The 25,202-nt window shown below is 58.9% G+C and carries 22 protein-coding genes; 13 read left to right on the top strand and 9 right to left on the bottom strand.

Features of this window, described 5'->3' with window-relative positions:
- Positions 1-23: 23 nt before the first annotated feature.
- The 4 genes from hutH (at position 24) to IEW18_RS09005 (ending at position 5,238) form a co-directional block, all read left to right on the top strand.
- Positions 24-1,523: a histidine ammonia-lyase gene (hutH, locus tag IEW18_RS09020; RefSeq protein ID WP_188557512.1), complete on the top strand. Its 1,500-nt coding sequence runs from the start codon at positions 24-26 to the stop codon at positions 1,521-1,523.
- Between the two features lie 168 nt (positions 1,524-1,691).
- A complete protein-coding gene (locus tag IEW18_RS09015) occupies positions 1,692-3,635 on the top strand; it encodes a T9SS type B sorting domain-containing protein (protein ID WP_188557511.1) in 1,944 nt (647 codons plus the stop codon).
- Between the two features lie 120 nt (positions 3,636-3,755).
- Positions 3,756-4,091, top strand: a complete 336-nt coding sequence (locus IEW18_RS09010; RefSeq protein WP_188557510.1) for a YbaB/EbfC family nucleoid-associated protein — start codon at positions 3,756-3,758, stop codon at positions 4,089-4,091.
- Positions 4,081-5,238: a glycosyltransferase family 2 protein gene (locus IEW18_RS09005; RefSeq protein WP_188557509.1), complete on the top strand. Its 1,158-nt coding sequence runs from the start codon at positions 4,081-4,083 to the stop codon at positions 5,236-5,238. The genes IEW18_RS09010 and IEW18_RS09005 overlap by 11 nt, the downstream gene beginning before the upstream one ends.
- A 97-nt stretch (positions 5,239-5,335) precedes the next feature.
- Here the strand turns inward: IEW18_RS09005 and IEW18_RS09000 are convergent, their stop codons facing one another.
- A complete protein-coding gene (locus IEW18_RS09000; RefSeq protein ID WP_188557508.1) occupies positions 5,336-5,554 on the bottom strand; it encodes a PspC domain-containing protein in 219 nt (72 codons plus the stop codon).
- Positions 5,555-5,718: 164 nt separating this feature from the next.
- Here IEW18_RS09000 and IEW18_RS08995 point away from each other — a divergent pair, with 164 nt between their 5' ends.
- The 4 genes from IEW18_RS08995 (at position 5,719) to IEW18_RS08980 (ending at position 10,590) form a co-directional block, all read left to right on the top strand.
- Positions 5,719-7,533, top strand: a complete 1,815-nt coding sequence (locus tag IEW18_RS08995; protein WP_188557507.1) for a tetratricopeptide repeat protein — start codon at positions 5,719-5,721, stop codon at positions 7,531-7,533.
- 119 nt (positions 7,534-7,652) lie between these two features.
- Entirely contained in the window at positions 7,653-8,606 is a 954-nt protein-coding gene (locus tag IEW18_RS08990) for a bifunctional helix-turn-helix transcriptional regulator/GNAT family N-acetyltransferase (protein ID WP_188557506.1), read from the top strand.
- A gap of 193 nt (positions 8,607-8,799) precedes the next feature.
- The gene (locus tag IEW18_RS08985) at positions 8,800-9,783 is read left to right on the top strand and encodes a pyruvate dehydrogenase complex E1 component subunit beta (RefSeq protein ID WP_188557505.1); all 984 of its coding nucleotides are present in this window, start codon (positions 8,800-8,802) and stop codon (positions 9,781-9,783) included.
- 270 nt (positions 9,784-10,053) lie between these two features.
- Positions 10,054-10,590, top strand: a complete 537-nt coding sequence (locus IEW18_RS08980; RefSeq protein ID WP_188557504.1) for a DinB family protein — start codon at positions 10,054-10,056, stop codon at positions 10,588-10,590.
- An 83-nt stretch (positions 10,591-10,673) separates the two neighbouring features.
- Here IEW18_RS08980 and IEW18_RS08975 read toward each other — a convergent pair whose 3' ends face one another.
- A complete protein-coding gene (locus IEW18_RS08975; RefSeq protein ID WP_188557503.1) occupies positions 10,674-11,126 on the bottom strand; it encodes an acyl-CoA thioesterase in 453 nt (150 codons plus the stop codon).
- A gap of 83 nt (positions 11,127-11,209) precedes the next feature.
- The gene (locus IEW18_RS08970) at positions 11,210-11,944 is read right to left on the bottom strand and encodes a class I SAM-dependent methyltransferase (RefSeq protein ID WP_188557502.1); all 735 of its coding nucleotides are present in this window, start codon (positions 11,942-11,944) and stop codon (positions 11,210-11,212) included.
- Positions 11,945-12,038: 94 nt separating this feature from the next.
- Between IEW18_RS08970 and IEW18_RS08965 the strand changes: the two genes are divergently transcribed.
- A complete protein-coding gene (locus IEW18_RS08965; protein WP_188557501.1) occupies positions 12,039-12,218 on the top strand; it encodes a DUF2256 domain-containing protein in 180 nt (59 codons plus the stop codon).
- 98 nt (positions 12,219-12,316) lie between these two features.
- Complete coding sequence (locus tag IEW18_RS08960) at positions 12,317-12,697, top strand: hypothetical protein (RefSeq protein WP_188557500.1); 381 nt, start codon at positions 12,317-12,319, stop codon at positions 12,695-12,697.
- A 266-nt stretch (positions 12,698-12,963) separates the two neighbouring features.
- Here IEW18_RS08960 and phbB read toward each other — a convergent pair whose 3' ends face one another.
- The 4 genes from phbB to IEW18_RS08940 are packed head-to-tail and all read right to left on the bottom strand — an operon-like array spanning position 12,964 to position 16,919.
- A complete protein-coding gene (phbB, locus tag IEW18_RS08955) occupies positions 12,964-13,710 on the bottom strand; it encodes an acetoacetyl-CoA reductase (RefSeq protein WP_188557499.1) in 747 nt (248 codons plus the stop codon).
- A gap of 12 nt (positions 13,711-13,722) precedes the next feature.
- A complete protein-coding gene (locus IEW18_RS08950; RefSeq protein WP_188557498.1) occupies positions 13,723-14,691 on the bottom strand; it encodes an alpha/beta fold hydrolase in 969 nt (322 codons plus the stop codon).
- Positions 14,691-15,749, bottom strand: coding sequence for a class III poly(R)-hydroxyalkanoic acid synthase subunit PhaC (phaC, locus tag IEW18_RS08945; protein ID WP_188557497.1), 1,059 nt, complete (start codon positions 15,747-15,749; stop codon positions 14,691-14,693). Before phaC ends, IEW18_RS08950 begins: the two co-directional genes overlap by 1 nt.
- Positions 15,750-16,919, bottom strand: coding sequence for a poly(R)-hydroxyalkanoic acid synthase subunit PhaE (locus IEW18_RS08940; RefSeq protein WP_188557496.1), 1,170 nt, complete (start codon positions 16,917-16,919; stop codon positions 15,750-15,752).
- 1,370 nt (positions 16,920-18,289) lie between these two features.
- Between IEW18_RS08940 and IEW18_RS08935 the strand changes: the two genes are divergently transcribed.
- Positions 18,290-18,766 carry a nucleoside deaminase gene (locus IEW18_RS08935; protein WP_188557495.1) on the top strand — a complete coding sequence of 159 codons (477 nt, stop codon included), beginning with the start codon at positions 18,290-18,292 and terminating at the stop codon, positions 18,764-18,766.
- Positions 18,767-19,263: 497 nt separating this feature from the next.
- Positions 19,264-21,921, top strand: coding sequence for a heparinase II/III domain-containing protein (locus IEW18_RS21855; RefSeq protein WP_188557494.1), 2,658 nt, complete (start codon positions 19,264-19,266; stop codon positions 21,919-21,921).
- A gap of 83 nt (positions 21,922-22,004) precedes the next feature.
- On the opposite strand, the gene ffh is transcribed toward IEW18_RS21855, so the two are convergent.
- Complete coding sequence (gene ffh, locus IEW18_RS08925; RefSeq protein WP_188557493.1) at positions 22,005-23,354, bottom strand: signal recognition particle protein; 1,350 nt, start codon at positions 23,352-23,354, stop codon at positions 22,005-22,007.
- 44 nt (positions 23,355-23,398) lie between these two features.
- Positions 23,399-23,749 carry a hypothetical protein gene (locus tag IEW18_RS08920; protein ID WP_188557492.1) on the bottom strand — a complete coding sequence of 117 codons (351 nt, stop codon included), beginning with the start codon at positions 23,747-23,749 and terminating at the stop codon, positions 23,399-23,401.
- Positions 23,750-23,860: 111 nt separating this feature from the next.
- Here IEW18_RS08920 and IEW18_RS08915 point away from each other — a divergent pair, with 111 nt between their 5' ends.
- The gene (locus IEW18_RS08915; protein ID WP_229728663.1) at positions 23,861-25,177 is read left to right on the top strand and encodes a glycosyltransferase family 4 protein; all 1,317 of its coding nucleotides are present in this window, start codon (positions 23,861-23,863) and stop codon (positions 25,175-25,177) included.
- Positions 25,178-25,202: the final 25 nt, after the last annotated feature.

Here is a 25,202-nt window from a genome sequence, read left to right as displayed (position 1 = left end):
CCCGTTCCCCCTTTCTCACCCGCATGGCCCAGGACTTCGCCCTTACTCCGTCTACTCGCCTCGACCTCAGCACGCTGGAGGAGTTGCTGCGCACTAAGGCCCGCGTGGTGCTCAGCGAGGAAGCCCGGCAGCGCGTGGCCGCCTGCCACCAGTACCTGCACGAGCGGCTGGAGCGCACTCCGGATGCCGCCATTTACGGCATCAATACCGGTTTCGGCGCCCTGTGCAACCAGGCCATTCCGGCCGAGCAGCGTCAGCAGCTGCAAGTAAACCTGGTGATGTCGCACGCCTGCGGCACGGGAGAGGAAGTGCCGGCCGAGCTGGTGCGGCTCATGCTGCTGCTCAAGGCCCAGAGCCTGAGCTACGGGCACAGCGGGGTGCAGGCTAGCACCGTGCAGCGCCTGCTCGATTTCTACAACCGCGGCATGCTGCCCGTGGTGTATCAGCAGGGCTCCCTGGGCGCCAGCGGCGACCTGGCCCCGCTGGCCCACCTTTGCCTCCCCCTGCTGGGCCTGGGCGAAGTAAACTACGAGGGCTACCGCCTGGCCGCTTCGGATGCCATGAGTTTGTTTAGCTGGCCGCCCCTGACGCTGGAAGCCAAGGAAGGCCTGGCCTTGCTCAACGGCACCCAGTTTATGCTGGCCTACGCCGTGCATTGCCTGCTGCGCACCCGCCGCCTGCTGGCCGCTGCCGACGTGATTGGGACGCTTTCCCTGGAAGCGTTTGATGGGCGGAGCGAACCGTTTGATGAGCGCCTGCACCGGATTCGGCCCCACGCCGGGCAGCTGACGGTGGCCGGGCGCGTGCGGGAGCTGCTGGCTGGCAGCCACTTGCAGCAGCAAGCCAAAACGGCCGTGCAGGACCCCTACTCCTTCCGCTGCATGCCCCAGGTACACGGCGCCTCCCGCGACGCGCTGGCCTACGTGGAGCAGGTAGTGGAAACCGAGTGCAACGCCGTCACGGACAATCCCAACCTTTTCCCCGAAGACGACGCCATTCTGAGCGGAGGCAACTTCCACGGGCAGCCCCTGGCCCTGGCCCTGGACATGCTGGCCATTGCCACGGCCGAGCTGGGCAGCATTTCCCAGCAGCGCACCACCCAGCTGATCAGTGGACAGCGGGGCCTGCCGCCTTTCCTGGTCGCAGAGCCGGGCCTGAACTCCGGCCTGATGATTCCGCAGTACACGGCCGCCGGCATCGTAAGCCAGAACAAGCAGCTCTGCACGCCGGCCTCCGTGGACAGCCTCGTGAGCAGTAATGGCCAGGAAGACCACGTAAGCATGGGAGCCAACGCCGCCACCAAGGCCCGCCGGGTGGTAGAAAACGTGGAGCAGCTGCTGGGCATTGAGCTGCTGAACGCCACCCAGGCCCTGGCTTTCCGGAGGCCAACTCGTACCAGCGACGCCCTGGAACAGGTAGTGGCCAGCTTCCGCGAAAAGGTGCCCTTCGTGGCGCAGGACCGGGTACTCTACCCTGATCTGCACGCCGCCGCCGCCTTTGTGCGCACCTACGAGTGGCGGTAAACCGGCTGGAGGTGAAGCCCGGGGATTCGAACAGTACGTGAGCACAGGCCAGGCAACTTCCCGGACTGGCAGCCGAGGAAAACCCCTGGCCCAGCTTGCCCCCAGACGAAACCTGCTACTTTCGCTTCGCGCGCATAGACGCAACCACGCAGCTGCTTCGTTATGGAGATGGTGAAAAAACTACTCGTCTTTCTGCTGATTCTGGGGCTGGGCGTACTAGGCGGGCAGCCGGATGCCGTGGCCCAATGCGCGCCTACGCCCAATTCGGGCGCCTGTTTCAAGGCCTACGATGCCGCCACGGGCCAGGAAATGCCCTTTTACCTGTGCGTGGGCCGCCCGGTGCGGCTGCGGGACTGCAGCGGCAAAAACCTGGATCCGGCCCAGATTTACTACCAGCGCGGCTCAGCCATTACCTGCAGCGGCTTCCGGGATACGGCCACCACGTTCACGCCCACGGCGGCCGGTGTGCTCATCATTACGCAAAACACCCAGGGCGCGCAAGGAGGTAGTCAGGGCATCATCTTCTCCCGCAGCTTCGAGGTCAAATCGACCCCGGCCCCCACTTTCACGCTGACCAACTGCGCGCCGGGGTTTGTGGAAGTCACCGTCACGGATACAAACTACGACCAGTATTTTGTGCAGGTGGGCAACGCGGCGCCGGTGGCGGCCGTCCGCAACACGCCCGCTACCTACCCCACCAACGGCGCCACCCAAGTGAAAGTCATTGGTCAGTACGCCATTGCCAATCTGTGCGCGGGCACCAATCCGCAAACCTTTACCCCGCTTTCTACCCCCCAGCGCCCCACCCTAGCTTCCCTGACCGTGCAGGGCGGGGCCGCGCAGTTGCAGTTTTCGGGCCTGCAAGCGGAATACCAGTACCGCCTGCAGGTTGCCGATGCCGGAGCGGCGGGCGGCTACCGCACGCTGGCCACAGTGCCCAGCACCGCCACCACGTTTACCCTCAACAACGCCCCTCTGCCGGGCTGTTACCGGCTGCTGCTCCAGGATGCCTGCCAACCCTCAGTAGCCAGTGTTCCGTCTTTGGAGGTGTGCTCCGTGAGCTTGACCGGCACTTCTCAGGGTGGGCGCAACGTGCTGCGCTGGACTAGCCAGAGCAGCGGCACCTACACGCTAACCCGTACCGATGGTCCGAATACCGTCCGGATTCCGCTCCCCCCCGGCCCTCCGCAGTACGAGGACACAACGGCTTCCTGCGGCACTACCTACCGCTACCGGCTCAGCCTGACAATGGGCAGCACTACCTCGGTTTCAGAGGAGGTAGCCCTGACCACTACTCCTGGCCTGGCTCCTACGCCGCCTCGCTTGGCCGCTACGTTTAACCTGCGCAACCACGTGGAGCTCAGCGCCTTGCTCGTGCGCAGCCCAACCAACAACCAGCTCACGTATCTGCGTAACGGCACCGAGTTGCGCATCACGGCGGCCCGCACGCTTACTGATTCGCTGGTTAGCCCGGCACTAGCCAATCCGCTGTGCTACTCCGTGCGGTTTCTGGACGCCTGCGGCAACCGCTCCGCCGAAAGTCCGACGGTGTGTCCGGTGCTGCTGGAAGCCAAGCCCGCCACCGACGACGGCAGCACCATCCGCCTCACCTGGACGGCCCTGCGCGGCCCCGACCCCAGCGCCCCGGTCAGCTACCGGGTGCTAACCCTCTCGCCTACCAACGCGGTGCTCAGTTCCCGCCCCGTAGCCACTGGGCTGACCTACCTTGACCTGCAACCACCCCAGGATCAGCAGGTAGTACGCTACCGCATTGAGGCCACGGGCGGGGGGCAGTTGCTGGTCCCGAGCTACTCTAACGTTGCCTCCGTGGCCCGGGCGGTGAAAGTGTTCGTGCCCACAGCCTTCACGCCCAACGGCGACGGCCTGAATGACGTGCTGGAGCTGAAAGGGCGCTACCTCGACACGTTCCGGTTTACGGTCGTGGACCGCAACGGTCAGCAAGTGTTCCAGGCCACCTCGCGCACCCAAACCTGGGACGGCCGCATCGGCTCAGCCCCGCCCGTGCCCGGCACCTACGTGTGGCGCTTTGAATCCCAGGACCAGACGGGCAAGCGCAGCGCCCAGAGCGGCACGGTTACTATTCTGCGCTAGCTGCCCCTACCGGCTTGCGTAGCCACCGGGTCAGGGGCGCCGTATGAGAGTTGGCGCCTACCTTTGCGCGCGGCGGACTGTGTTTCGCGCTTATTTCTCCACTTTAACTACGACGCGCTGATGTTTGATATGATGGGCATGATGGGCAAAATGAAAGAGCTTCAGGACAAAATGAAGCAAGCCCAGGACAACTTGCAACACGTTACGGCCACGGCCGAATCGGGTGGTGGCCTGGTGCGGGCCACGGCCAACGGCCAGCGCCGCCTGCTCAAGCTTGAAATCGACGAGAGCCTGCTCCAGCCCCAGGACCGCGACATGCTGGCTGACCTGGTGGTAGCAGCCGTGAACAAGGTGATGGAAGAGGCCAGCGAGAAAGCCAAGGAAGAAATGAAGAACTCCACGGCCGGCCTGATTCCTAACATTCCGGGCCTCGACCTCGGTGGCTTTGGCCTCTAGTTCGCGGTCAGCAAGCACCGGCAGCTGCGCCGACGTAGCGGTAGTTATCCTCAACTGGAACGGCCGGGACTTTCTGCGAAGGTTCCTGCCTTCAGTGGTAGCGCACTCCGACGGCGCCACCATTTTCGTAGCCGACAACGCCTCCACCGATGACTCGGTGGCCCTGCTAGCCCGGGAGTTTCCGCAGGTGCGGCTCGTGCAACTGGCCGATAACCTGGGGTTTTGCCGGGGCTATAATGCAGCTCTCGAGGATGTGCGCTGGGAAGGCCCCCTCGTCGACCGGCCGGAGCAAGTCCGCCCCCGGCCAGAGCGTGGGCAGGATTGGGTGGACGTGTTCGGCTTCAAGTACTACGTGCTGCTGAACTCGGATGTGGAGGTAACCCCAGGCTGGCTCCTGCCCCAGCGGGAGCTGCTGGAAAGCAACCCGCGTATTGCCGCCTGCCAGCCCAAAATTCGGCAGCACAGCCCCGTACCGGAACAGCGTCGGCAGTTTGAGTACGCCGGGGCCGGGGGCGGCTACCTCGATCAGTTGGGCTACCCCTTCTGCCGGGGCCGCCTTTTCGATACGCTCGAAACCGACACTGGTCAGTACGACGACCCACGGCCGGTGGCCTGGGCTACCGGGGCCTGCATGCTGGTGCGGGCCAGGGCCTGGCACGAGCTGGGCGGCCTGGAGTCAACTTTCTTTGCGCACATGGAGGAAATCGACTTGTGCTGGCGCCTGCAGAACGCGGGCCACGAAGTATGGTACCACGGCGGGGCCACGGTATTTCACGTCGGCGGTGGCACCCTGCACAAATCCAACCCGCGCAAAACCTACCTTAACTTCCGCAACGGGCTGGCCCTGGTGTACAAGAACACCCACCCGGCCGAGCTGCCGGGCGTGATGATCAGCCGGGTAGCCCTGGATTGGGTAGCGGCCCTGCGCCTGCTGCTGCAAGGCGCTACCTCCGACTTTCAGGCTATTCTGCGGGCGCATTGGCACTTTGTGCGGCGGCTTTCTTACTGGCGCGCCCAGCGGCAGAAGTTTCCGCCTCGCTTGCGCGCTGCGGAGCGTACGGGTGTATTTCAGGGTAGCCTAGTGTGGGCCTACTTTGGGCAGGGCAAGCGCCAGTTCTCGGAGTTGGACCCGGAGCGGCTGAGCTAAGGCGGGGCCGGGGGCGCTACCCGAAAAAAAGCCCGCGGCGGCTATCAAGCGGCGCGGGCTTTCCGGAAAGTTCAGTAAATCGGGGGTTCAAGAGGGGCTACAAGTCCCAGACGGTGCTGCGCTGCCGGCGCATGGCCCGGCGCACGTTCATCCAGAAAGCCAGGGCAAAGTACAGTACGATGGGCGAGCCAAACGTAAAAAATGAGGCATACACGAATGACAACCGGACGCTGCTGGTTGAAAAGCCCACCCGCTTGCCTATGACGTCGCAGACGCCGAAGCTTTGCTTCTCAATAAAGTCGGTTAGTCGTTTCATAACTCCTGCTGTTTCCGTTGGCCGCGGTGGCTAACCTGCTTTCAAAATACAATGATTTGCGGCCTGTGTCAAGCACTTACGCAGGAAAGCTCCCGCAAGATACGTCGGTCGGCAGCCTTTTTCCGTTTGTTGTCTGAATTTCGCGCTACCCCTGCCCATTGCCCATGAGAATTCTGTTGTTGCGTACCCTGCCGGCAGCGGCGCTCCTCGTTACCGGCGGCCTGTTGCCGGCCTGCTCCCCCCTGTCGAAGGTGCTGAAAAACGCCCAGGTCGGGCAGGAAATAACGGTGCAGCCCACGGTGCTGGAAAGCAACGGCGAAAACGTGCTGTTTGAAGTGACGGCCAAAGTTCCCGCCAGCCACCTGCGCAAGGGCGCCGCCTACAACCTGGGCCTGAGCTACCGCTACAACAATGGCCTGCGCGAGGACACCATCGGGCGGCTCACCTTTATTTCGGGCGAATATCTCTACGACGAGGAGCAAAAGAACAAGCTGGTCATCCGCAAGCAGTTTTCCTTTCCGTACTCACCCCAGAAAAGCCCCGGCGAGCTGCTGGCCTTCCCCGACGCGCGCGAAACCAAGCCCAACGGCAAGCGCGTGAAAGGCAAGCAGTTTACGCTGGCGCGTGGCATTGTAACCACCAGCCGCCTGGTAGTGCGCCAGGACACGGCCATTACGCTGCTGCCCGAAACGGCCGACAACAACATGAGCGGTACCCGGGTACTACCGTTCTTCTTTGACGCGGGCAAGGCCGAAATCCGCAACTACCTGGGTACCAACGTGGCGGCCCTGGAAGACTTCATCGAAGCCAACCAGCACACCGACAAGGTGATGATTGTGGCGGGCCACTCCCCCGATTCCCTGGACCGGCACGATGCCCGCCTGGCCGACAAGCGCGTGCGGGTGCTGCTTAGCTACTACAAAAAGCGCGTCGATACGGATTCCTACCTCAACAAAGTCAGCAACATTGACTTCGAGACGGAAGCCTACCACCGCCGCTGGGACCTGTTTCTGAACAAGGTGCAGCAGTCGGCCCTGAAGCCGGCTCAGGTTGATTCGGTGCTGCTGCTCATTAACGACACGCCCGGCTCCTACGCTACCAAGGAAAAGAGCCTGCACCAGCTCACGTTCTATGATTATATAGAGCAGTACATCTACCCGGTGATGCGCTTCGGCACCATTGCCGTGCGCTACACCGCCCCCAAGCGCTACGACTCGGAAATTTACCTGCTCTCCAAAAGGATTGTGGAAAAGCAAACCGAGGCCGACGCCCTCACGCCCGAGGAACTCCGCTACTCCGCCACCCTCACGCCCCTGCTGGCCGAAAAGCAGCGCATCTACGAAACGTCCGTGGCTACCACGGGCCTTTGGCAAGCTTACCATAACCTGGCCGTGGTACTGCTGCAGCGCTCCGAGAAGGAAGTAAACCCCAAAGTGCAGAAAGCCTACCAGCGTCGGGCCGCCGTGAACTTTACCCTGGCCGCCCACCGCAACCCCACGGCCGAGCTGTTCTACCGCGTGGGCAGCGCCTACCACCGCGCCGGCGACAAGCTGGAGGCCCTCCAGAACTACGACTACGCCATCAAGCTGGGCGGCCCCCGCGCCGTGCTCAGCAAGGTATTTGCCGACAAGGCGGCCCTGGAAATTGAGGTGGGTCAGCTCGACGATGCCCTGCGCAGCCTGAGCTACAGCTCGAAAACCTACCAGAACATTATGAACCGGGCCCTGATTTACGTGCTGAAGGGCAACTACCAGGGTGCGGCCAACATTTACGCCGAGGCCATTGCCCTACGCCCCCAGGATCCGCTGCTCTACTACTGCCTGGCCATTGTAGCGGCCCGCCAGCAGAATGAGTCGGCTATGGCCATGCACTTACGCCGCGCTGTGCAGCTGGACCGCGCCTATGCTAACCGCGCCGTGGAGGACCTGGAGTTTCGGGATTTTGCTAAGGGCAAGCAGTTTCTGGAAGCCTTGCGGTAGGCTGAGTTGCTGGAGTACACCGGCTTGTGGTACCCTAAAATTTTATTTCAACTACGCATTCTCAAACAAAGCAACCTGCGTCGTATATTTGTAAGTACTTACGTAAATGTAAATAGTAAATGGATTTCTTTGAACAGTTGGGACCAGCGGCCTTGGGAAGCCGGCTTCGGCGGCTGAGCGAGCAAATGACCGCACAGGCAGCTGAAGTGTACTCGTTGTATCACGTGCCGGTGGAGCCACGTTGGTTTCCAGTGTTTTACGTGGTAGCCACTGAGCCAGAGCGGCCCGTTGGCGAAATTGCGGAGGCCATTGGGCAAACGCACGCGGCCGTCAGTCAGGTAGTAAAAGAGCTGGTCAAGCAGGACCTGGTTCGGGTGCAGCGCGGCGAGGCCGACCTGCGCCGCAGCGTGGTTAGCCTTACGGAAAAAGGCCAGGCCGCCTGGCCCTCGCTGCAGCAGCAGACAGCCGACGTGCGCCAGGCTACGGAGGCCCTACTCACCGAAACGCGGCATAACCTCTGGCTGGCCCTGGGAGAAATGGAGTACGCCTTGTCGCGCCAAAGCCTGGCCAGTCGGGTGAAAGCCATCCGTGACCAGCGTGCGGCCGGTGAGGTGCACATCATTGACTACGCGCCTCAATACCAGCCTGACTTCAAGCGGCTGAACGCGGAGTGGATTGAGCGTTATTTTCGGCTCGAAGCGGCTGACCTCAAAGCCCTCGACCACCCTGATGAGTACATTATTCAGCGCGGCGGCCACATTCTGCTGGCCTCCTACCAGGGGCAGATGGTGGGTACCTGCGCCTTGATTCCGATGGTTGATGCCACCTATGAACTGGCGAAAATGGCCGTGTCGCCCGCGGCGCAAGGGCTCGGCATTGGGTGGCGCCTCGGCGAGGCGGCCATTGCCAAAGCCCGCAGCCTGGGAGCCCAGCGCCTGTACCTGGAAAGCAATACCAAGCTGGCTCCGGCTCTGAGTCTCTACCACAAACTCGGGTTTCGCAAAACGGTTTCCGGCCCGCCTTCGCCCTACGAGCGGTGCAACATTCAGATGGAATTGCTCCTGGGTTCTTAAGCTCCGGAGCAAGAAGTTGAACTGCTATGCCGAGGTAGGAAAGCGTTTACTTCCCGCTAATAAGTCAAACGCACTATTTCACCAGTTCACAATTTCACCGTTTGCCCGTCCCGGCTAGTCGTTGTAGCTTTACGGGCCGGACTTGCGCCGGCTTTTTGTTTCTGAACGGATCTTTTGACTTTCCTTTTCGATTATGCGGACCATCCAATTCCGGGAAGCCCTGCGTGAAGCCATGTCAGAGGAAATGCGCCGCGACCCGCGCGTGTTTCTGATGGGCGAAGAAGTTGCCGAATACAACGGCGCCTACAAAGTAAGCCAGGGCATGCTCGACGAATTCGGCCCGGAGCGCGTGATTGACACGCCCATTGCCGAGCTCGGTTTCGCCGGTATCGGGGTGGGCGCGGCCGCCAACGGCCTGCTCCCCATCATCGAGTTCATGACTTTCAACTTCTCGTTGGTGGCCATTGACCAGGTGATTAACTCGGCCGCCAAAATCTACTCTATGTCGGGCGGACAGTACTCCTGCCCCATCGTGTTCCGCGGCCCTACCGGCAATGCCGGCATGCTGTCCTCCCAGCACTCCCAGAACTTCGAAAACTGGTACGCCAACACCCCCGGCCTGAAAGTGGTCGTGCCCTCTACCCCCTACGACGCCAAAGGCCTGCTGAAAAGCGCCATCCGCGACGCCGACCCGGTTATCTTCATGGAGTCGGAGCTGATGTACGGCGACAAGGGCGAGGTGCCGGAAGAGGAATACCTGATTCCGATTGGCAAAGCCAACGTAGTACGCCCGGGCGAAAACGTTACCATCGTGAGCTTCGGCAAAATGATGAAGGTAGCCCTGGCCGCCGCCGATGAGCTGGCCAAGGAAGGCATCAGCGCCGAGGTTATCGACCTGCGCTCCGTGCGCCCGATTGACTACGATACCCTCATTGAGTCGGTAAAGAAAACCAACCGCATGGTGGTAGTAGAGGAGGCCTGGCCCCTAGCCAGCATCAGCTCGGAGCTGTCTTACATGGTGCAGCGCCGGGCCTTCGACTACCTTGATGCTCCCGTGCTACGCATCACCAACATGGACGTGCCCCTGCCCTACGCCCCTACCCTCATTGAGGCCGCTCTGCCTAACGTGGAGCGCACCGTAAAGGCCGTAAAGGAAGTACTGTACCTAAATAAGTAAGCAGCTGGAGCAGTAGCTTCGAGCTTCATGCTTCAATTAAAGGCCCCGCCCGGTATGGTGCGGGGCCTTTGGCGTTCGTCGGCAAGCGTACTGCGGAGTATCAGTATAGGCATTAGGTTGCGGCGGCGTGCAGCGTTATTTCTTTGGTCAGAATGGCGTCTTGCGCAGCATAGCGGCGTAGCGCACGCCGTACTCTGTGGTTTTTGTCTAAGCTGGACGGGAAGATTTTACGTACCTTTTGCCCACAGCTACGCGTCTTCCTACCCCAGCATGAACCACCGCCTACACCTTCGGTTTGAACAACTCGAATGGGCTACCACCCAGTTATTCCGCTCCGTAGAAGCCCTCGGCGACAAGGCCCGAACAGCGCCCGGCCCCGGACAATGGTCGGCGGTGCAGGTAGTGCAGCACCTGGTGGTAGCCGAAACGGGCATTGGCCAGTACATGGAAAAGAAACTGCTGCAGGCCGAAGGCTTGCACAAGGCCGGGTTCGGCTCGTTTCTGAAGTCAAGGCTGCTGCGGGTGCTGCTGCGGCTGCCATTCACGCGCTTTAAGGCGCCGGCCTCCCTGGCCAAGCTCACGCCCGCTGAAATTCCTCCCTTGTCCGAGTTGCAGGCCGAGTGGGAAGCTGTGCGGCGCCGCCTGGAGCGCCTGCTCAATGAGTACCCTGGCAACCTACTCGACCGTGCCATTTTCAAGCACCCCCGCTCGGGCATGCTCACCATCTATCAAACCCTGGACTTTATGCTCGACCACGTGCTGCACCACCAGAAACAGGTTGAGCGCATCAGCAAAGCCCTTGCGTAGGCAGCACCACCCAATAGGAGGCCCCACCAGCAACTTGCTCGTGGGGCCTCTTAGTTAACAGGTGGCGCGCGGGTAGGCCGGTGTTAGTTGGCTTTGCGTACGATGTCGGCGTAGGACTCGTGGCGGGGCAGCTCGCGCATGAGGGCCGTAATTTCGGGGGGCGGCACCAGCAGCTTGCGGGCCCGCAAATCCAGCCAGGCGCCTTCCACGGCCACCGTAGCAGCGGGCCGGCCATCGGGCTTGAACAGGGTGTGCAGGATGTTCCAGCGGCTGCCGTCCTCGCTCAGGCCCGAAAGCTCGCCGGTTACCCGCAGGGTTTCGTTGATGTGCAGCTCCTTGAGGAAGCGCGTGTCTTCGCGAAATAATATCGGACCGAGGCCCAGCTGGGCAAAGCGCATGAGCGTGAAGCCGTGCGCGGCCAGGTATTCAATGCGGTGCTGGGCGGCGTAGTCGGCGTAGGCAGAATGACGCATGTGGCCGTTGGGGTCCATATCGGCCCAACGCACGGTATAAGTTCTCTCGAAGGAAGCGGACATAAGCAAGATTCGTTGGCGGAAAAGTAACCCGTCGCGTGCAAATTAGTGCGCAAGCCTACTATGTAGCAACCCGGCTGGCGAACCTAGCGCAGCGTGAGGCGCACCAGGTACTGCTGCTGGTCATCTTCTTCCAAGAACTCAACCTCGTAGCCCGCTGCTTCGGCGCAGTCCTGCAACAGGGCCGGATCGGCGAAAATCCAGGGGAAGCTCGCCCCGGTTTCAGTGGCATACTGCATGGTATATTCCACCTCGCCGTAATAGGGGCCATTTAAATCGAACACCAGAGCTCCTTCCTCATCTTCGTAGAGGTAGCTAATGTCGGAGGAGGTAGCCAGAATCTGGCCGCCGGGGGCCAGCAGACTTTTGGCGTGCTGCAGAAAGCGCTCCAGCCCGTCGAGCGTGCCCGTCAGCCCGATGCCATTCATGAGCATAAGCAGGGTATCAAACTTCTCGCCGTGCGTGAGAGCCGCATCGAAAATATCGTGGCAGGCTACTTCGCGCAGCCCCCGCTCCTGCATCACCTGCACCGCACCGGGCGAAATATCCACGGCTTTCACCACGAAGCCCCGCTGCTGCAGTTCCAGAGCGTGGCACCCGGCCCCAGCCCCCAGGTCGAGGATGCGGCCGCGGCATTCTTCCAGCGCCGTCCGCTCCATTTCGGGCATTTCCCACAGGGAGCGGAAGAAATAGGACGCGGGCAGCACCTCCTCGTCGGCCACGGAACTATGGACGGCCAAGGTGGCGCTCAGGTGGCCGCGCTGGTAGGCCAGCAGGGCCTGGCCCAGGGCATCGGGAGCAGTTGAAGCAGATTGTGACATAGGGCAAAGATACGGGCCTAGGCACGGCCTAGCAGCGGCGGTGCTTAACTTCTGCTCCGTAAAGCCGTTAGCCGGGTGTTATTCCCGCTGCCCTATGCCTGCCTCCAACCTGCCTAAACGCCTGACCAAGGGCAACCTACCCAGCAAAATATGCGCTACCTGCGGCCGCCCTTTTGCGTACCGCAAGAAGTGGCGCGCCTGCTGGGACGAGGTAAAGTATTGCGGGGAGAAATGTCAGCGCAACCGTCCGACCAGCGCCACTACCGCCACTTAGCTAGCAGTACGTGGGGGTAGCGAAACTGGCCGCACGCATCTTTTCAGCGGCATCCTGCGTTCTGAAGCCCAACCTATATTTTCAAGCTCTCCCCACTTATGGCTAGCAACCTCGACTACCTAGACCCCACCCTACAACCTCTGGCCGACAAAGTACAGGCCTATATTCAGGCCGAAAAAGAATTCCAACGGGCCGAAGTGGCGGTCGTTGCCTCAACCCACCAGCCACCCAATGCCACTTCCGATGCTGCTGCCGGCCAGAGCCTGGCACAGCCCCACGAACAGCTACAACTGAAACTGCAGGGCTTGCGTGATGAGCTTCATCAGCTGCGCCAGGAAGTTATCGACCTACTGCCGGTACGTGATGAATGGGTAAAAATAAACCTGGGGTACGGCCCCAGCCGGGTAGGCGCATTTTCTACCTCTACTCCGGACGCTGCATTGGCGGCCCCTGAATACGATTTACGCGTTGTCGTGTAGCGACTCGCCATTCATGCCGCCGGGTTTATCTGCCCTGAGAGGTATACTTCTCAGGGTATTTTTTTGTCACGGCCTAGCTTGAAAAGCGGTAGTCGACAACGCCCATGAACTTGGTTACTGGACAATACAGTGGAATACCTTGGGGCGCTCTTTTTCGACAAGAGACAACGCAAAGCCAAGGAAGCCTTTGGTGTAGTACCTCTCACTTGCTTTATGGCTTCTGGTAGACGCAACTAGTTACGCAAGTTCACGCCCGCCCCAGCATGTCAGTACATGTGCTGGCCGCCGTTGATGCTCAGGTTGGAGCCCGTAATGAAGCCGGATTTATCTGACACCAGGTAGGAAACGGCCTCGGCTACCTCTTCGATATAGCCCATGCGCCCAACCGGAATCTGGGCCACAATTTGCTCCCGGATGTTTTGCGGTACGGCCATGACCATTTCCGTTTCGATGTAGCCCGGCGAAATGGTATTGACGGTTATGCCGTACTTGGCTACTTCCAGGGCCAGGGATTTAGTAAACCCGTGGATGCCAGCTTTGGCGGCCGAGTAGTTGGTTTGCCCGAATTGTCCCTTCTGCCCATTGATGGACGAGATATTGATGATGCGACCGTAGCGCCGCGCCATCATCCCGTCGATGACGTGGCGGGTGCAGTTGAAGACACCGTTGAGGTTGGTGTTCATCACGTCGTCCCAGTCGGCTTTTTCCATCTTAGTGAAGCGCACGTCGCGGGCAATACCAGCATTGTTAATCAGGACGTCAATCGGGCCGATTTCACTTTCTACTGCCCTCACCATGCGGCCCACCGAGTCGAAGTCAGCTACGTCGCCCTGGCGCATATCTACCTCGCAGCCAACGTCCTGCAGGGTGTTTTGCATGGCTTGGGCCTTTTCCCAGCAGCGAAAGTTCCCGACTACTCGGAACCCTTCCTCGCATAGTTTCTTGCACAGCGCCGTGCCAATGCCTCCCGTACTTCCCGTAATCAAGGCAACTCTTCCAGTGGAATTTTTCATGAGATGAGCTCATTAGAGTACTGTATGCGGCTTTTCTTCTTTTAAAAACTCCAGCACTTCCGCGTTGAAGGCCTCGGGGCACTGGTACTGCACAAAGTGTCCGCAGCGGGGCACCACCACCAGTTTTCCATGCGGTAGTTTGGCCGACTCCCGCTCTACTATCTGGTAATACTCCTGGCCCCGCAGGTATTGGAAGGGACTCAGCTTGTCCTCCTTGCCAATCAGCAGCAGGCAGGGCTGCCTGATTTCGGTCAGGGAGTGGTTCAGGGATTCCAGCAGCATGGCTTCGATGGAGCGCTGCATGGCCCGGCTGAATACGGCGGCATCTTCCTTGAAGAAAGCCAGTCGTTTGGCTAGGTCGCCGGCCAGCTCGGCATTGTTGCAGAAGCCAATCAGGAAGTTGAGCCGGTTTTTGGTAAAGGCATTGCCACTGGCCACTACCCCCGCCGACAAATTGATGAGCAATTGCTTTTCGACCGAGGTGTAAGGCTCAATGCCCGCCGGCGAAATCAGAATCAGTTTCTGAATGAGGCTGGGGTTGCGCAAGCCGGCCATGATGGCGGTTTGCCCGCCCATAGAATGTCCAACCAAGGTCACCGGCCCTACCCCTAGGGCATTGATAAAGCCCAGCACCACGTCGCAGTAGAACGAAATGGTATAGGGGTAGTCGCCCTTGGAGGAGTAACCGTGGGCGGGCAAATCGAGGGCCAGGCAGCGGAACTGCTTTTTCAGCTCCTCGATGTTCTTGCGCCAGGTCGGGATGCCACCACCCATGCCGTGTACCAGCACCAGTACGTCCGCACCCTGTGGGCCCTCATCTATGTAGGCAATATCCAGTTCGAGCCCACTTAGCCGCACTTTCTTGACGGGGTACGGGTAGGGAATCTGCTGGCCAGGGTCGTTTTCGGTGAGCGGCATGCGGGCCGCTGGTTCGCTGGCAGGGTGCCAGAACGATTTCCACGCATGAATGAAATCAAACATCAAGTATCTCTTTCGTGTAGCCAGTGAGCAATGCCCGGCGCTAATTCTTTCTGGGAGCGGGAGCCTACGAAGACTCCAATGTGCCCGCCGGCAAATGGGGTCAGGCTTTTATCCGTGCTGCCGACCAGGTCGTTGAGGGGAATGGAGGCCTCCGGGGGTACGAGGTGGTCTTCCTGGGCATAAATATTGAGCAGGGGCATGGTTATGGCAGCCAGCCGAACAGGGCGCCCACCCAGCTCCAGGGTGCCTTTAACGAGCCGGTTCTGCTGGTACAACTCCTTGACAAACTGCCGAAAACACTCCCCTGCTTGGTTGGGGCTGTCGGCAATCCAGTGCTCCATGCGCAGAAAGTTGAGCAGCTGCTCTGGCTTGTCTACGGCGTTAAGGATGGACACGTATTTGGTGGTTTTCAGTAGGGGCTTGAGCAGGGCAAAACCGGCGTTGAGCAGTTCGCCAGGCACATTGCCCTGGTTGTCCACCAACGCGTCCACATCCAGGTGCTGAGCCCATTTGGAGAGCAGGTCGCGCGGGGTAGCAAAGTCGATGGGCGTCACCAGCGTCACCAGATTCTTAACCTTGTGCGGATGCAGGGCCGAGTACACGACGCTAAAGGTGCCGCCCTGGCAAATACCCATCAGGGTAATGGCCGGCTGCCCCGTCCGGGCCCGAATAACATCCACGGCGGCGTCGAGGTAGCCATTGATGTACTCGTCCATGGTGAAGTACCGATCCTCTGGCGTGGGGTAGCCCCAGTCGATGAGGTACAGGTCCAGCCCGGCAGCCTGCAGGTTGCGGATGAAGCTGCGGTCATCCTGCAGATCCATCATGTTGTGCCGGTTGACCAGCGCATACACAATAAGAATGGGCGTTTGCGCAGTGGCAGGCGTTTCGCGCGCATACTGCAGCAGTTGCACTTTATCCTTTTGCCAGACAGCTTGCTTGGGCGCGGCGCCCACCGCTACCTGGTCTAGTTGCTTGAGGGCCTCGAAGCCCTGGGCTAGTTTGGCAGTAGTAGCGGAAAACTCTTCCAGGACCCGCTGCGGAGACAGAAAATCCATTTATTTATTTTCCTTTCTGCCGGGCTTATTTTCTTCCGCGGAGGAAGTTTTTATTTCCGACTGATTTTGCGGAGCCGAAGTTTCTGGTTTATTACTTTGATTACTCTGCAACTCACTGACGAGTTTTTCCAGCGTATTTATTCTGCCACGCAGCTCATGGTTCACCTTATACACTTCATCTAACTGGGAGCGTAACACCACTGGGTAAGGCTGCAGAAAAACCTCCATTTGTTTTTCATATGCCTTGGTTAATTCAGAATTTAATTTAATTAATTCACCCTGAAGCGCGGCATACTCATCCGTATTAAACAGGGCCACAAACTCGGCCTCATTAATTGCCGACCACTCGTTGTAAAACTGATTAAAGTCGGTTGGCACGTTGCCTTCTCTGGCCCTGTCGGCCATGGTTTGCATTACCTTCTCCCAGGCCGAAACGCTCTGCTTGTAGAGCATGGTTTGTAGCTGGTTAACCTTGGCCATGTAGTTGCCCCACTGCTGCATCATCTCTACCACCGACTGCAGGGAGGGCATTTGCCCCTTATCAGTAGAGCCCCAGAAGGGTGCGAAGCTGCGCTGGGCAGTTTGGGCCATTTGCATGTACCACTGCGTCAATGACTGAGGGTTGAGTTGGGCGAATGAGCCGAAGAAGGGCATGCTGTTGCCGAACATCGGCCCGAAGCTCTTGCTTGCTTCCGTTGCAGAGTCCATCCACAGCTTCATCATCTGGGTCGACTGGTCCATGAAGGCGCGCACCGGCGTAACGGCATCAAACCCAAAGAGCTTATCCACAAAGGTTTTGAACCCTTGCTGATCGATGAGTTTCCAGAAGTCCTGGCTCTGGCAGGTGTTGTGTTGCATGGCCTGCAGGACCGGTTGCCAGAGCTGGAATAAGCGGGTGTAGATGTCGGTGCTTTTCAACATGTTGAAAAAAGCATCCTGCATGCCTGTGTGCGCAAAGGGGCTGGAGGTACCGCTCCCACCCATGAAGGGCAGCTGCATATTCTGCATCATAGTTTGAAACGAATGCATCCAGTTCTGCTGCATTTTACCAGCCTCCTCCCACATGCTCTTTTGCTCGCCGCTGAGCTTTTCCGTGGCTTCGCGCCAGTCGTTCACGAGCTTTGTTGTACTGTTGTACCAAGTGTCGAAAAACGTCACCGTCTGTTCCATAGGTAAAGTATGTGATTTATTTTTTCAAGTGTCAGATAACAAGCTTAACATTATCAATAACTGCAGCGCTTAGAAGCCTATAAGTATTTTTTCTACCCGATTTTATAGGTATAATCTATACATCATTCCACAGATAACCGATTATGTTTTACGCCTCGGAGCGAGGATGTTTATACTTACTTTGTTAAAATAAACCCTTATTAATTGAAGGAGATAAATACAACGGATGAGATAAATAGATAATAAATAATTTCAGCTACGGACACCAGCACACGGCAACCAGGCCGCACTCAAATGAAGGAACCTCTACTGAAGGCATGTTTTGTGGCAGCACTTTTCCCCGCAAATACGGCCACGCATTTCACTAAGCACGATCAGCCTTCACGTCTCCTTCTCCCGTCGAAAGCGTACCGTGGCGACAAATGAGCTGGTTGTGTTGCGCGCAGTTTCCGCATATGCTACGCGCTCAGACGAGCTTGCCTTCCCATAAGCAAATCCCTGGCTTTTTCAGCTGTCCTTTCGGTCTGGTTTCGCTTGATGTTGCAGCTGTTCGGCAAGTACTGAGGCTCCGGGTGCTGCTCTCTCTAAGACAACTGTCTTTGTATAGGTAGGTGCTGGTCAGGGCCAGCAAGGTCCAAGCGGCCAGCGCAAACACAACGCAATCAGGTATAGCAATCCTCTAGTAGTGCCTGATACCGGGTTGAATAATCAGCCGCCTGCGAGTATGCGCTTCTACCACTGCCCAGTTCCCGACGGGGCTAAGACTTAAATTCCTCGAAAGTGTAATTCAGTTATAACTACTACTGAGGGTACCTCAACAGAATCAACTTTTCTGCCTTAGTCATCACACAAGGATAATGTTCTTTAAAACCAGCAAATAAAGCCGAGGGCTGTTATAAGTATCGTTGGCTTATCCGCCCAATGCTAAGCGGCACTCATGCTCACTGGAAACACAAAGTTCTAGGCACACTTTCGGTATTCATAACTCATTGCTTTTCAAGCAATAAAAAAAGGGCGACCAACAGCCGCCCCCTTTTCCACAACCAAAACACCTAAAAAACTATTCTTTCATTTATCAGAATATCAAATTCCGGGCCAGATTTCTCTTTTACCGTACTAGATTTCCTGATTGAAGAATAGCATTTATAGTGTCTACACGATATAGAGTCGGGCAACCGGGGTCAGGGTTGCATGGGTAACCAAAAATTTAATGCACGTGCATAGTGGTGAGCCAGCTAGCAAGGCATGCTCTTTTATGAGCGGCGTTCTGCGGCGCTTACGCGGTGAAGAAAATGAGAAGCTGTATTTTGCGCAGTTTTTGGCCGAACCAACCGGCAAGTCAGATTTACTCACCTTTTGAAGCCTACCCTATGGAAGCGCCCAACCCCGAATTTATGCGCGAAGCAATCCGCCTGTCAATTGAGAAAATGCAGGCTGGCTATGGCGGACCTTTCGGCGCCGTGGTAGTTAAGGACGGTCAGATAATTGCCCGGGGCTTTAACCAAGTTACCAGCACGCACGACCCTACTTGTCATGCCGAAGTTGATGCCATTCGGAAAGCCTGCACAGCCCTGGGTACTTTTCAGCTCGATGAGTGCGACCTGTATACGAGCTGCGAGCCGTGCCCCATGTGTTTGGGAGCTATTTACTGGGCCCGTCCCCGCCGCGTGTTCTACGGCAATACGAAGCAGGATGCGGCCGCCATCGGTTTTGATGACCAATTTATTTACGAAGAATTAGATAAGCCTTTGTCTGACCGTCATATCCCAATGGTGGAATTACTGCGCGCGGAAGCTGGTGCTGGCTTCCGGGCCTGGGAGCGGCATGAAGGCAAAACCGAGTATTAAACTTTATTTATAAGCACCTACACCGAATTTCCCATTACCAACGAGTCCATCCTATTTTCGGAATAGGATGGACTCGCTGCTTACAGGCTTTATAAGTAACTTTGCGCACTATGTAATTGGATGAAACTCTTTTACGAAGCAAACTATTACACCATCGATTTCCTCATGAACTCATCAATTATTTAGGACAAAATCAATAATAAATTTTGAGACAAACACATTTACTGGCACTTCTTTTTTTTAGTTTTTCTATCTTCTCGGCTCAGGCACAAACCGGCAGTTGGCATCCGGTAGGAGCCACCAGTAGTTTCCCCCGCACCTTGCTTACTGCGGCAGCTATTCCGGCGGGAAGGGAGTTTCTGACTAGGCCGGCAAATTTACTGCTCTACGAAAGCGTATATAGTAGCCTTGAGGCGGGGCTGGGCAATGAAAACAGCACCTCAGATGGGCGACGAGCCCGAGCTACTTTCGCCAAGAACGCGGCCTTTGTGCTGCTAATGGACCGCAAGCCTACCCCCGGTGCCCTCACGCCGTTATCTACCCCCGAGCGTGCAGCGTATCAGCAGCAAGTGGTTGCTGCGCTGGAAAGCCTAAACCCCGCCGTGGAAGCATTTGCCAGCTTTTCTGGCACTACCTACACGGAATGGCAGTGGCGTTCCAAAGAGTTGATTGACTACCTGATTGCCTACGACTTGCTGCGCGGCGCGGGGATGCCAGAAGCGGGGCTGCTGGCCAGCAAAGCTAGGCTCCAGCAATTTGCCGGCAATTTGTACCGGGAGTCAAACCGCTCTTTTTTAGGCGTGTATTTCTACCGGCAGGTGAAAAACAACCACGCCCTGATGACGGCCGCCGCCCTAGGCATGGCAGCCGTGGTGCTTAACGACGCCACTAGCACGGACGTCAACCAACAACCCAGTAACTGGATTAACGCAGGCCTCTACCACATCGATAATGTGCTCTGGGAAGATGCCCAGCGCCTATCAGAACCGGCAACCCTGGCTGGGTACGCAGAAGGCCCTTATTATTTTAAGTACGCCTTTCTGAACTGTCTCCCCTTTTTCCGGGCCCTCGGCAACTTCGCGCCGGATGCCAGCTTTTCCTGCACCTACAACGGCATCACGCGCAGCATCCGCAACCCGTATTTCGACCCGCGTTTTGACCGGCTCTACGAGTGGATAACCGCCATTCTGATGCCCGATGGCCGTTTTCCGGCTCTGGAGGATTCGTACGTGGACATGGGAATGCCGGAGCTGGCCCTCACTGGCAAGAGCCGCTATGTGGTGCCAATGCAACTGCAGCACCTGGCACCCAGGCAGCTGAATTCTCTCACGGCCCAACTGCGCGACGTAACCGTGGACATGCGTGCTGCCTACCTGGCCGCCCAGATTACTCCCGCCCCGCGCCCCCGCCCTACCCTCACCTACCTGCCCCAAAGCGGCAACCTGGTTTTACAAGCCGGCCCGGATTCATCTGCTACCTACCTGCACCTGTACGGTAAGAGCGGAACCGTGCAAACTAACTCCGGGGGCCACAACCAGGCCGACGCCACCAGCTTTATTCTGCACGCTCAAGGCCAGTTGCTGGCCCTGGATGCCGGCTACCTCAGCTTTGGCCGCCGGGCGGAGGTAGGCCAGGCCACCAACCATAACTTGGTGCTCATAGACGGGGCTGGCCCGGCCATGGGTACCGCCGGCGCGGCCAACGAAGCCGGCGCGTCATTGCCGCGGGCTTTCGAGGCAGCCGGCCTAGCCTTTGGGGAGGCCCGCACCATCTATCAGAATGCTACCGTTATCCGCAAAGTGTTGTTTGTGCGGAACCGCTATTATCTGCTGGCTGATGCTGTGCAGTCCGCTGGCCCACGCCGCTACACCTGGCAGCTGCACGGCTACGGGCTGGCTGGAGGCACGGCGCAAACCGGAACCTTCCAGAGCAACTTAAATCAGCACGAAGGCAGCTGGGAGAAAAATGGGGCCCGTCTGCAGGCCCACGTTGCCACGCCCAGCGCCGCTGCTACCTACCGCACGGCTACCGGCGTGCATGAGCTGGTGTACAACACACCAGAAAACCACACTACCCTACTGGTGGAGCAAAGCGGCGTGGCTCAAACTCAGTTTCTGGCGGCCTTGTACCCGGGCAGCACCGCCGCTACCCCCGCCCAAATTACGACCACCAGCACGGCCGCAACCGCCGCCATCACCACCACCGCCGACGGCTTCCATGACGCGGCCTTCACCCAGCTGGATACCGTGCTGACTACCAACCCGGGGCTGACCCGGCCCATCACCTCCGATGCGCTGCTGACGTTTCTTTCCGTTGATGATGTGGACGCGCCGGTGCAGGCTTTCCTGGATCAGGGGACGCAACTGCGCTACGGGTCTGAGCTGGTGCTGCAGTCTTCGCGCCGGGCTACTATCAGCTGGCAGCAGACCACTACTAGGTCATTTGCCGGCTACGTGAGTGGGGCTACTACCCTGCGCATCAGCATGCCTACGGCGGCAACCGTTACTGGCTCGGGCGTTGCGGCGTCAAGCTACGATACGGCGGCCGGACAATTGGTTGTCGAGTTTTCGCAGGCCTCCGGCTTTGAGGTGCAGGTTGCCAGTCGCCCGCTTCCGGTGCAGCTAACGTCCTTCACAGCCCGGCGCCAGGGTGCGGTAGTGGAGCTGGGCTGGCAAACTGCCGCCGAACTTCAGAACCGGGGTTTTGCAGTTCAGCGCAGCCTTGACGCGGGTCGCACCTTTAAGTTGGTTGCTTTCGTGGCGGGCCGCGGCACCAGCACCCAGGCTACTACCTACCGCTTCACCGATGAAACAGCCCCCACCGCGCCCCTGCACTACCGCCTGCAACAGCAAGACTTGGATAGCACCGTGCAGTACTCTTCCGCAGTGCGGGTGGCAAGCGCGGCGCCGGTTGCTGCCCTAACGGCCGCGCCCATTCCCGCCCGGGACATTCTCACCGTTTCCTTTCCCGACCCCAGTCAGCTACTCAACCTGCAAGTACTGGACAGCCAGGGCCGGGTAGTACTGCGCCAGCAATTTCAGCAGCAAACGCAGCTCCACGTGCAGGCCTTGCCGCCCGGACTCTACCACGTGCGGGCCCTGAACACCGCCGGACAACTGGCCGCACCCCCAGTTAAAGTGCTGATCGAAAAATAAAAGCCATGCCTGAACCCAGAAAAGCCCCGCGTGCTGCAGCACGCGGGGCTTTTCTGTGGACCAAATAGAACTTTACAGGCTACCTAGCGGATCGGGCCTTTCATGCCCATCATGCGGGCCATTTGCTGCATGCCGCCCTTGGTCTGGCTCATCTTGTTCATGGTGCGCATTACTTTGCGCATGTCCTCGAACTGCTTCATCAGGTTGTTGACCTGCTGGATGTCAGTGCCGGAGCCTTTGGCCAGGCGGCGGCGGCGCGAGCCGTTCAGCAGCTCGGGCTGGGCACGCTCCTTGGGCGTCATGCTCTTGATGATGGCCTCAATCGGCTTGAAGGCGTCGTCGTCGATTTCCACGTCCTTCAGGGCCTTGCCCATGCCGGGAATCATGCCCACCAAGTCCTTCAGGTTACCCATCTTCTTGATCTGCTCCAGCTGAGACAGGAAGTCGTCGAAGTTGAACTGGTTTTTGCGGATCTTCTGGTTGATGCGCTTGGCTTCTTCCTCGTCGAACTGCTGTTGGGCCCGCTCTACCAGCGAAATCACGTCGCCCATGCCCAGAATGCGCTGGGCCATGCGGTCGGGGTAGAACAAGTCGAGGGCTTCCATCTTCTCGCCCGTCGAGATGAACTTGATGGGCTTCTCCACCACCGCCCGGATGGAAAGGGCCGCCCCGCCGCGCGAGTCGCCGTCGAGCTTGGTCAGCACTACCCCATCGAAGTTAAGCCGGTCGTTGAACGTCTTGGCCGTGTTCACCGCGTCCTGGCCCGTCATGGAGTCCACCACGAACAGCGTTTCCGAGGGGTTGATGGCCCGCTTCACCTGCTCGATTTCGGCCATCATCTGCTCATCCACGGCCAAGCGGCCGGCGGTGTCAATGATAACGACCTTCTTGTTGTTTTTGCGGGCAAACTCAATGGCGTTCTGCGAAATCTGCACCGGATTCTTGTTTTCCGGCTCCGAGTACACTTCCACGCCTACCTGTTCACCCAGCACTTTCAGCTGGTCAATAGCGGCGGGGCGGTACACGTCGCAGGCCACCAGCAGCACGTTGCGGCCCTGCTTTTTGATGTGGCTGGCCAGCTTACCGGCAAAGGTGGTTTTGCCCGAGCCCTGCAGACCCGAGAGCAGCACCACGGCCGGCTCGCCCTTAATGACGATGTCCTGCTTTTCGCCGCCCATGAGCTGGGTCAGCTCATCATAGACGATTTTGGTCATCAGCTGGCCCGGCGACACGCTGATGAGCACGTCGCGGCCCATGGCCTCGTCCTTGATTTTATCGGTTACCTCCTTGGCCACCTTGTAGTTCACGTCGGCGTCCACGAGGGCGCGGCGGATTTCCTTTACGGTGGCGGCAACGTTGATTTCGGTGATGCTACCCTGACCTTTAAGGGTCTTAAAGGCCCGGTCGAGTTTGGTACTTAGATTATCGAACATCGGTTGATGTGCTGATTTTTGATGTGATGATGGGCTGAGTTTAGTTAGGAAGCCTTGCGGAGCACAATGCTTTCCAGTACCTCCAGGCGGCGCAGCATATCGGCCTGGGTAGCTTGGTTGGCTTCTACCCGGGCCAGCCGCTGGTCAATCTGCTGCACATCGGTGCGCAGCCCGGCTACCTCTTGCTTGACGCCGGCTACCTCTTGTTTAACGCCATCCAGCTTCTTTTCCATGCGGGAAAAACCATCCGAAGTAGCCTCGGCGAAACGGTTAAAGATGGCTTCAAATCGGTTCCCTAAGTCATCGATATTGCGCTTGTTTTCCTCCGTTTGCCGGTCTACGGCACGCAGGACGTCTCCCATCAGGGCCAGCAGGTCGGTGTAATCGGCAGCCATAGAGCAGTGTACGGAAAAGAAACCGGATTCAGCCTCCAAAAGTAACCAGAAAACCCCGAAAGGCCGCAGGTGCGTACCTTCGCGGCTTCCTTGCTACCCTCACCTGTGCCCGTGTCCGCTGCCCGTCCGCTCCGCCTGCTTGTGATTACCTACTACTGGCCGCCTTCCGGCGGGGCCGGCGTGCAGCGCAGCCTTAAATTCGTGAAGCATCTGCCCCAGGTTGGGGTGGAACCTACCGTACTCACCGTGGATGCCAGCCAGGGCGCCTACCCTGTACTGGACCATTCGCTGGCCGCCGACGTGCCGCCGCAGGTGCGGGTAATCCGGACGGATACGTTTGAGCCCTTCGACAGCTATAAAAAGCTTACGGGCCGGCAGCAGGTTCCCTACGGCGGCTTCGTGGGCGAAAGCAAAACCAGCCTCGTGCAGCAGCTCTTCAAGTTTGTGCGGGGCAACCTGTTTATTCCCGATGCCCGCCGGGGCTGGAACCGCTACGTGCTCCAAACCGTGGCCGACCTGGTAGCTGCCGGCGAGCAGTTTGACGCCGTCCTGACCAGCTCGCCCCCGCACTCTACCCAGCTCATTGGCCTGGAGCTGAAGCGCCGCTACGGCCTGCGCTGGCTGGCCGACATGCGCGACCCGTGGACCGACATTTACTACTACCAGGAACTCAACCACTTGCCCCCGGCCCGCTGGCTTGATGCCCGCTACGAGCGGCAGGTGCTGGAGCAGGCCGATGCCGTGCTGGTGACCAGCCCCAGTACCAAGCGTCTGTTCCAGGGCAAATCGGCCCGCATTGCGCCCGAAAAGATTCAGGTGCTGCCCAATGGCTACGACGAGGACGATTTCCGCCAGCCCAGCACGCCGCCCCTTGATGCGCTGCTCATTACGCACACCGGCACCATTTCGGAAACCTACCACATTGAGCAGTTGCTGGCGGCCTGCGCCGAGTGCGCCCGCCGCTACCCCCAGGTGCCGCTGCGGCTGCGCTTCGTGGGCAAAGTATCGGATAGAGTGCGGCAGCAGGTACTAGCAGCCGGATTGGAGCTACAGACGGAGTTTATTCCGTTTGTCCCCCACGATGAATCGGTGGAGTATCTGCTGCGTAGCACGGTGCTGCTGATGGCCATTCCGGACGTGGCCAATAACCTGGGCATTTTGCCCGGCAAAGTCTTCGAGTACTTGGCCGCGCGCAAGCCCATTCTGTGCGTGGGCCCCAGCGGCTCCGATGCCGACACGCTGCTGCAGCAGTGCGGCGCGGGCCCGGCCCTGCCCTACTCCGACTACGCGGCCATGCTGGCGCGACTGGAAACCCTGGCAGCCCAGTGGCAACACAGCCCCAACCTCGACCTCACCGGCGAGGCCCACACCCAGTATTCGCGCCGGGCCCTGACAGCACGGCTAGCCCGGATAGTTGGACTCAGATAGTGAACTAGTGAGCCGGTGGGTTTCA

Origin of the sequence: Hymenobacter glacieicola (assembly GCF_014640315.1) — a bacterium.
Taxonomy (GTDB): Bacteria; Bacteroidota; Bacteroidia; order Cytophagales; family Hymenobacteraceae; genus Hymenobacter; species Hymenobacter glacieicola.
The sequence above is the reverse complement of the archived record's forward strand: the minus strand, read 5'-3'. Positions and strand labels throughout refer to the sequence as shown.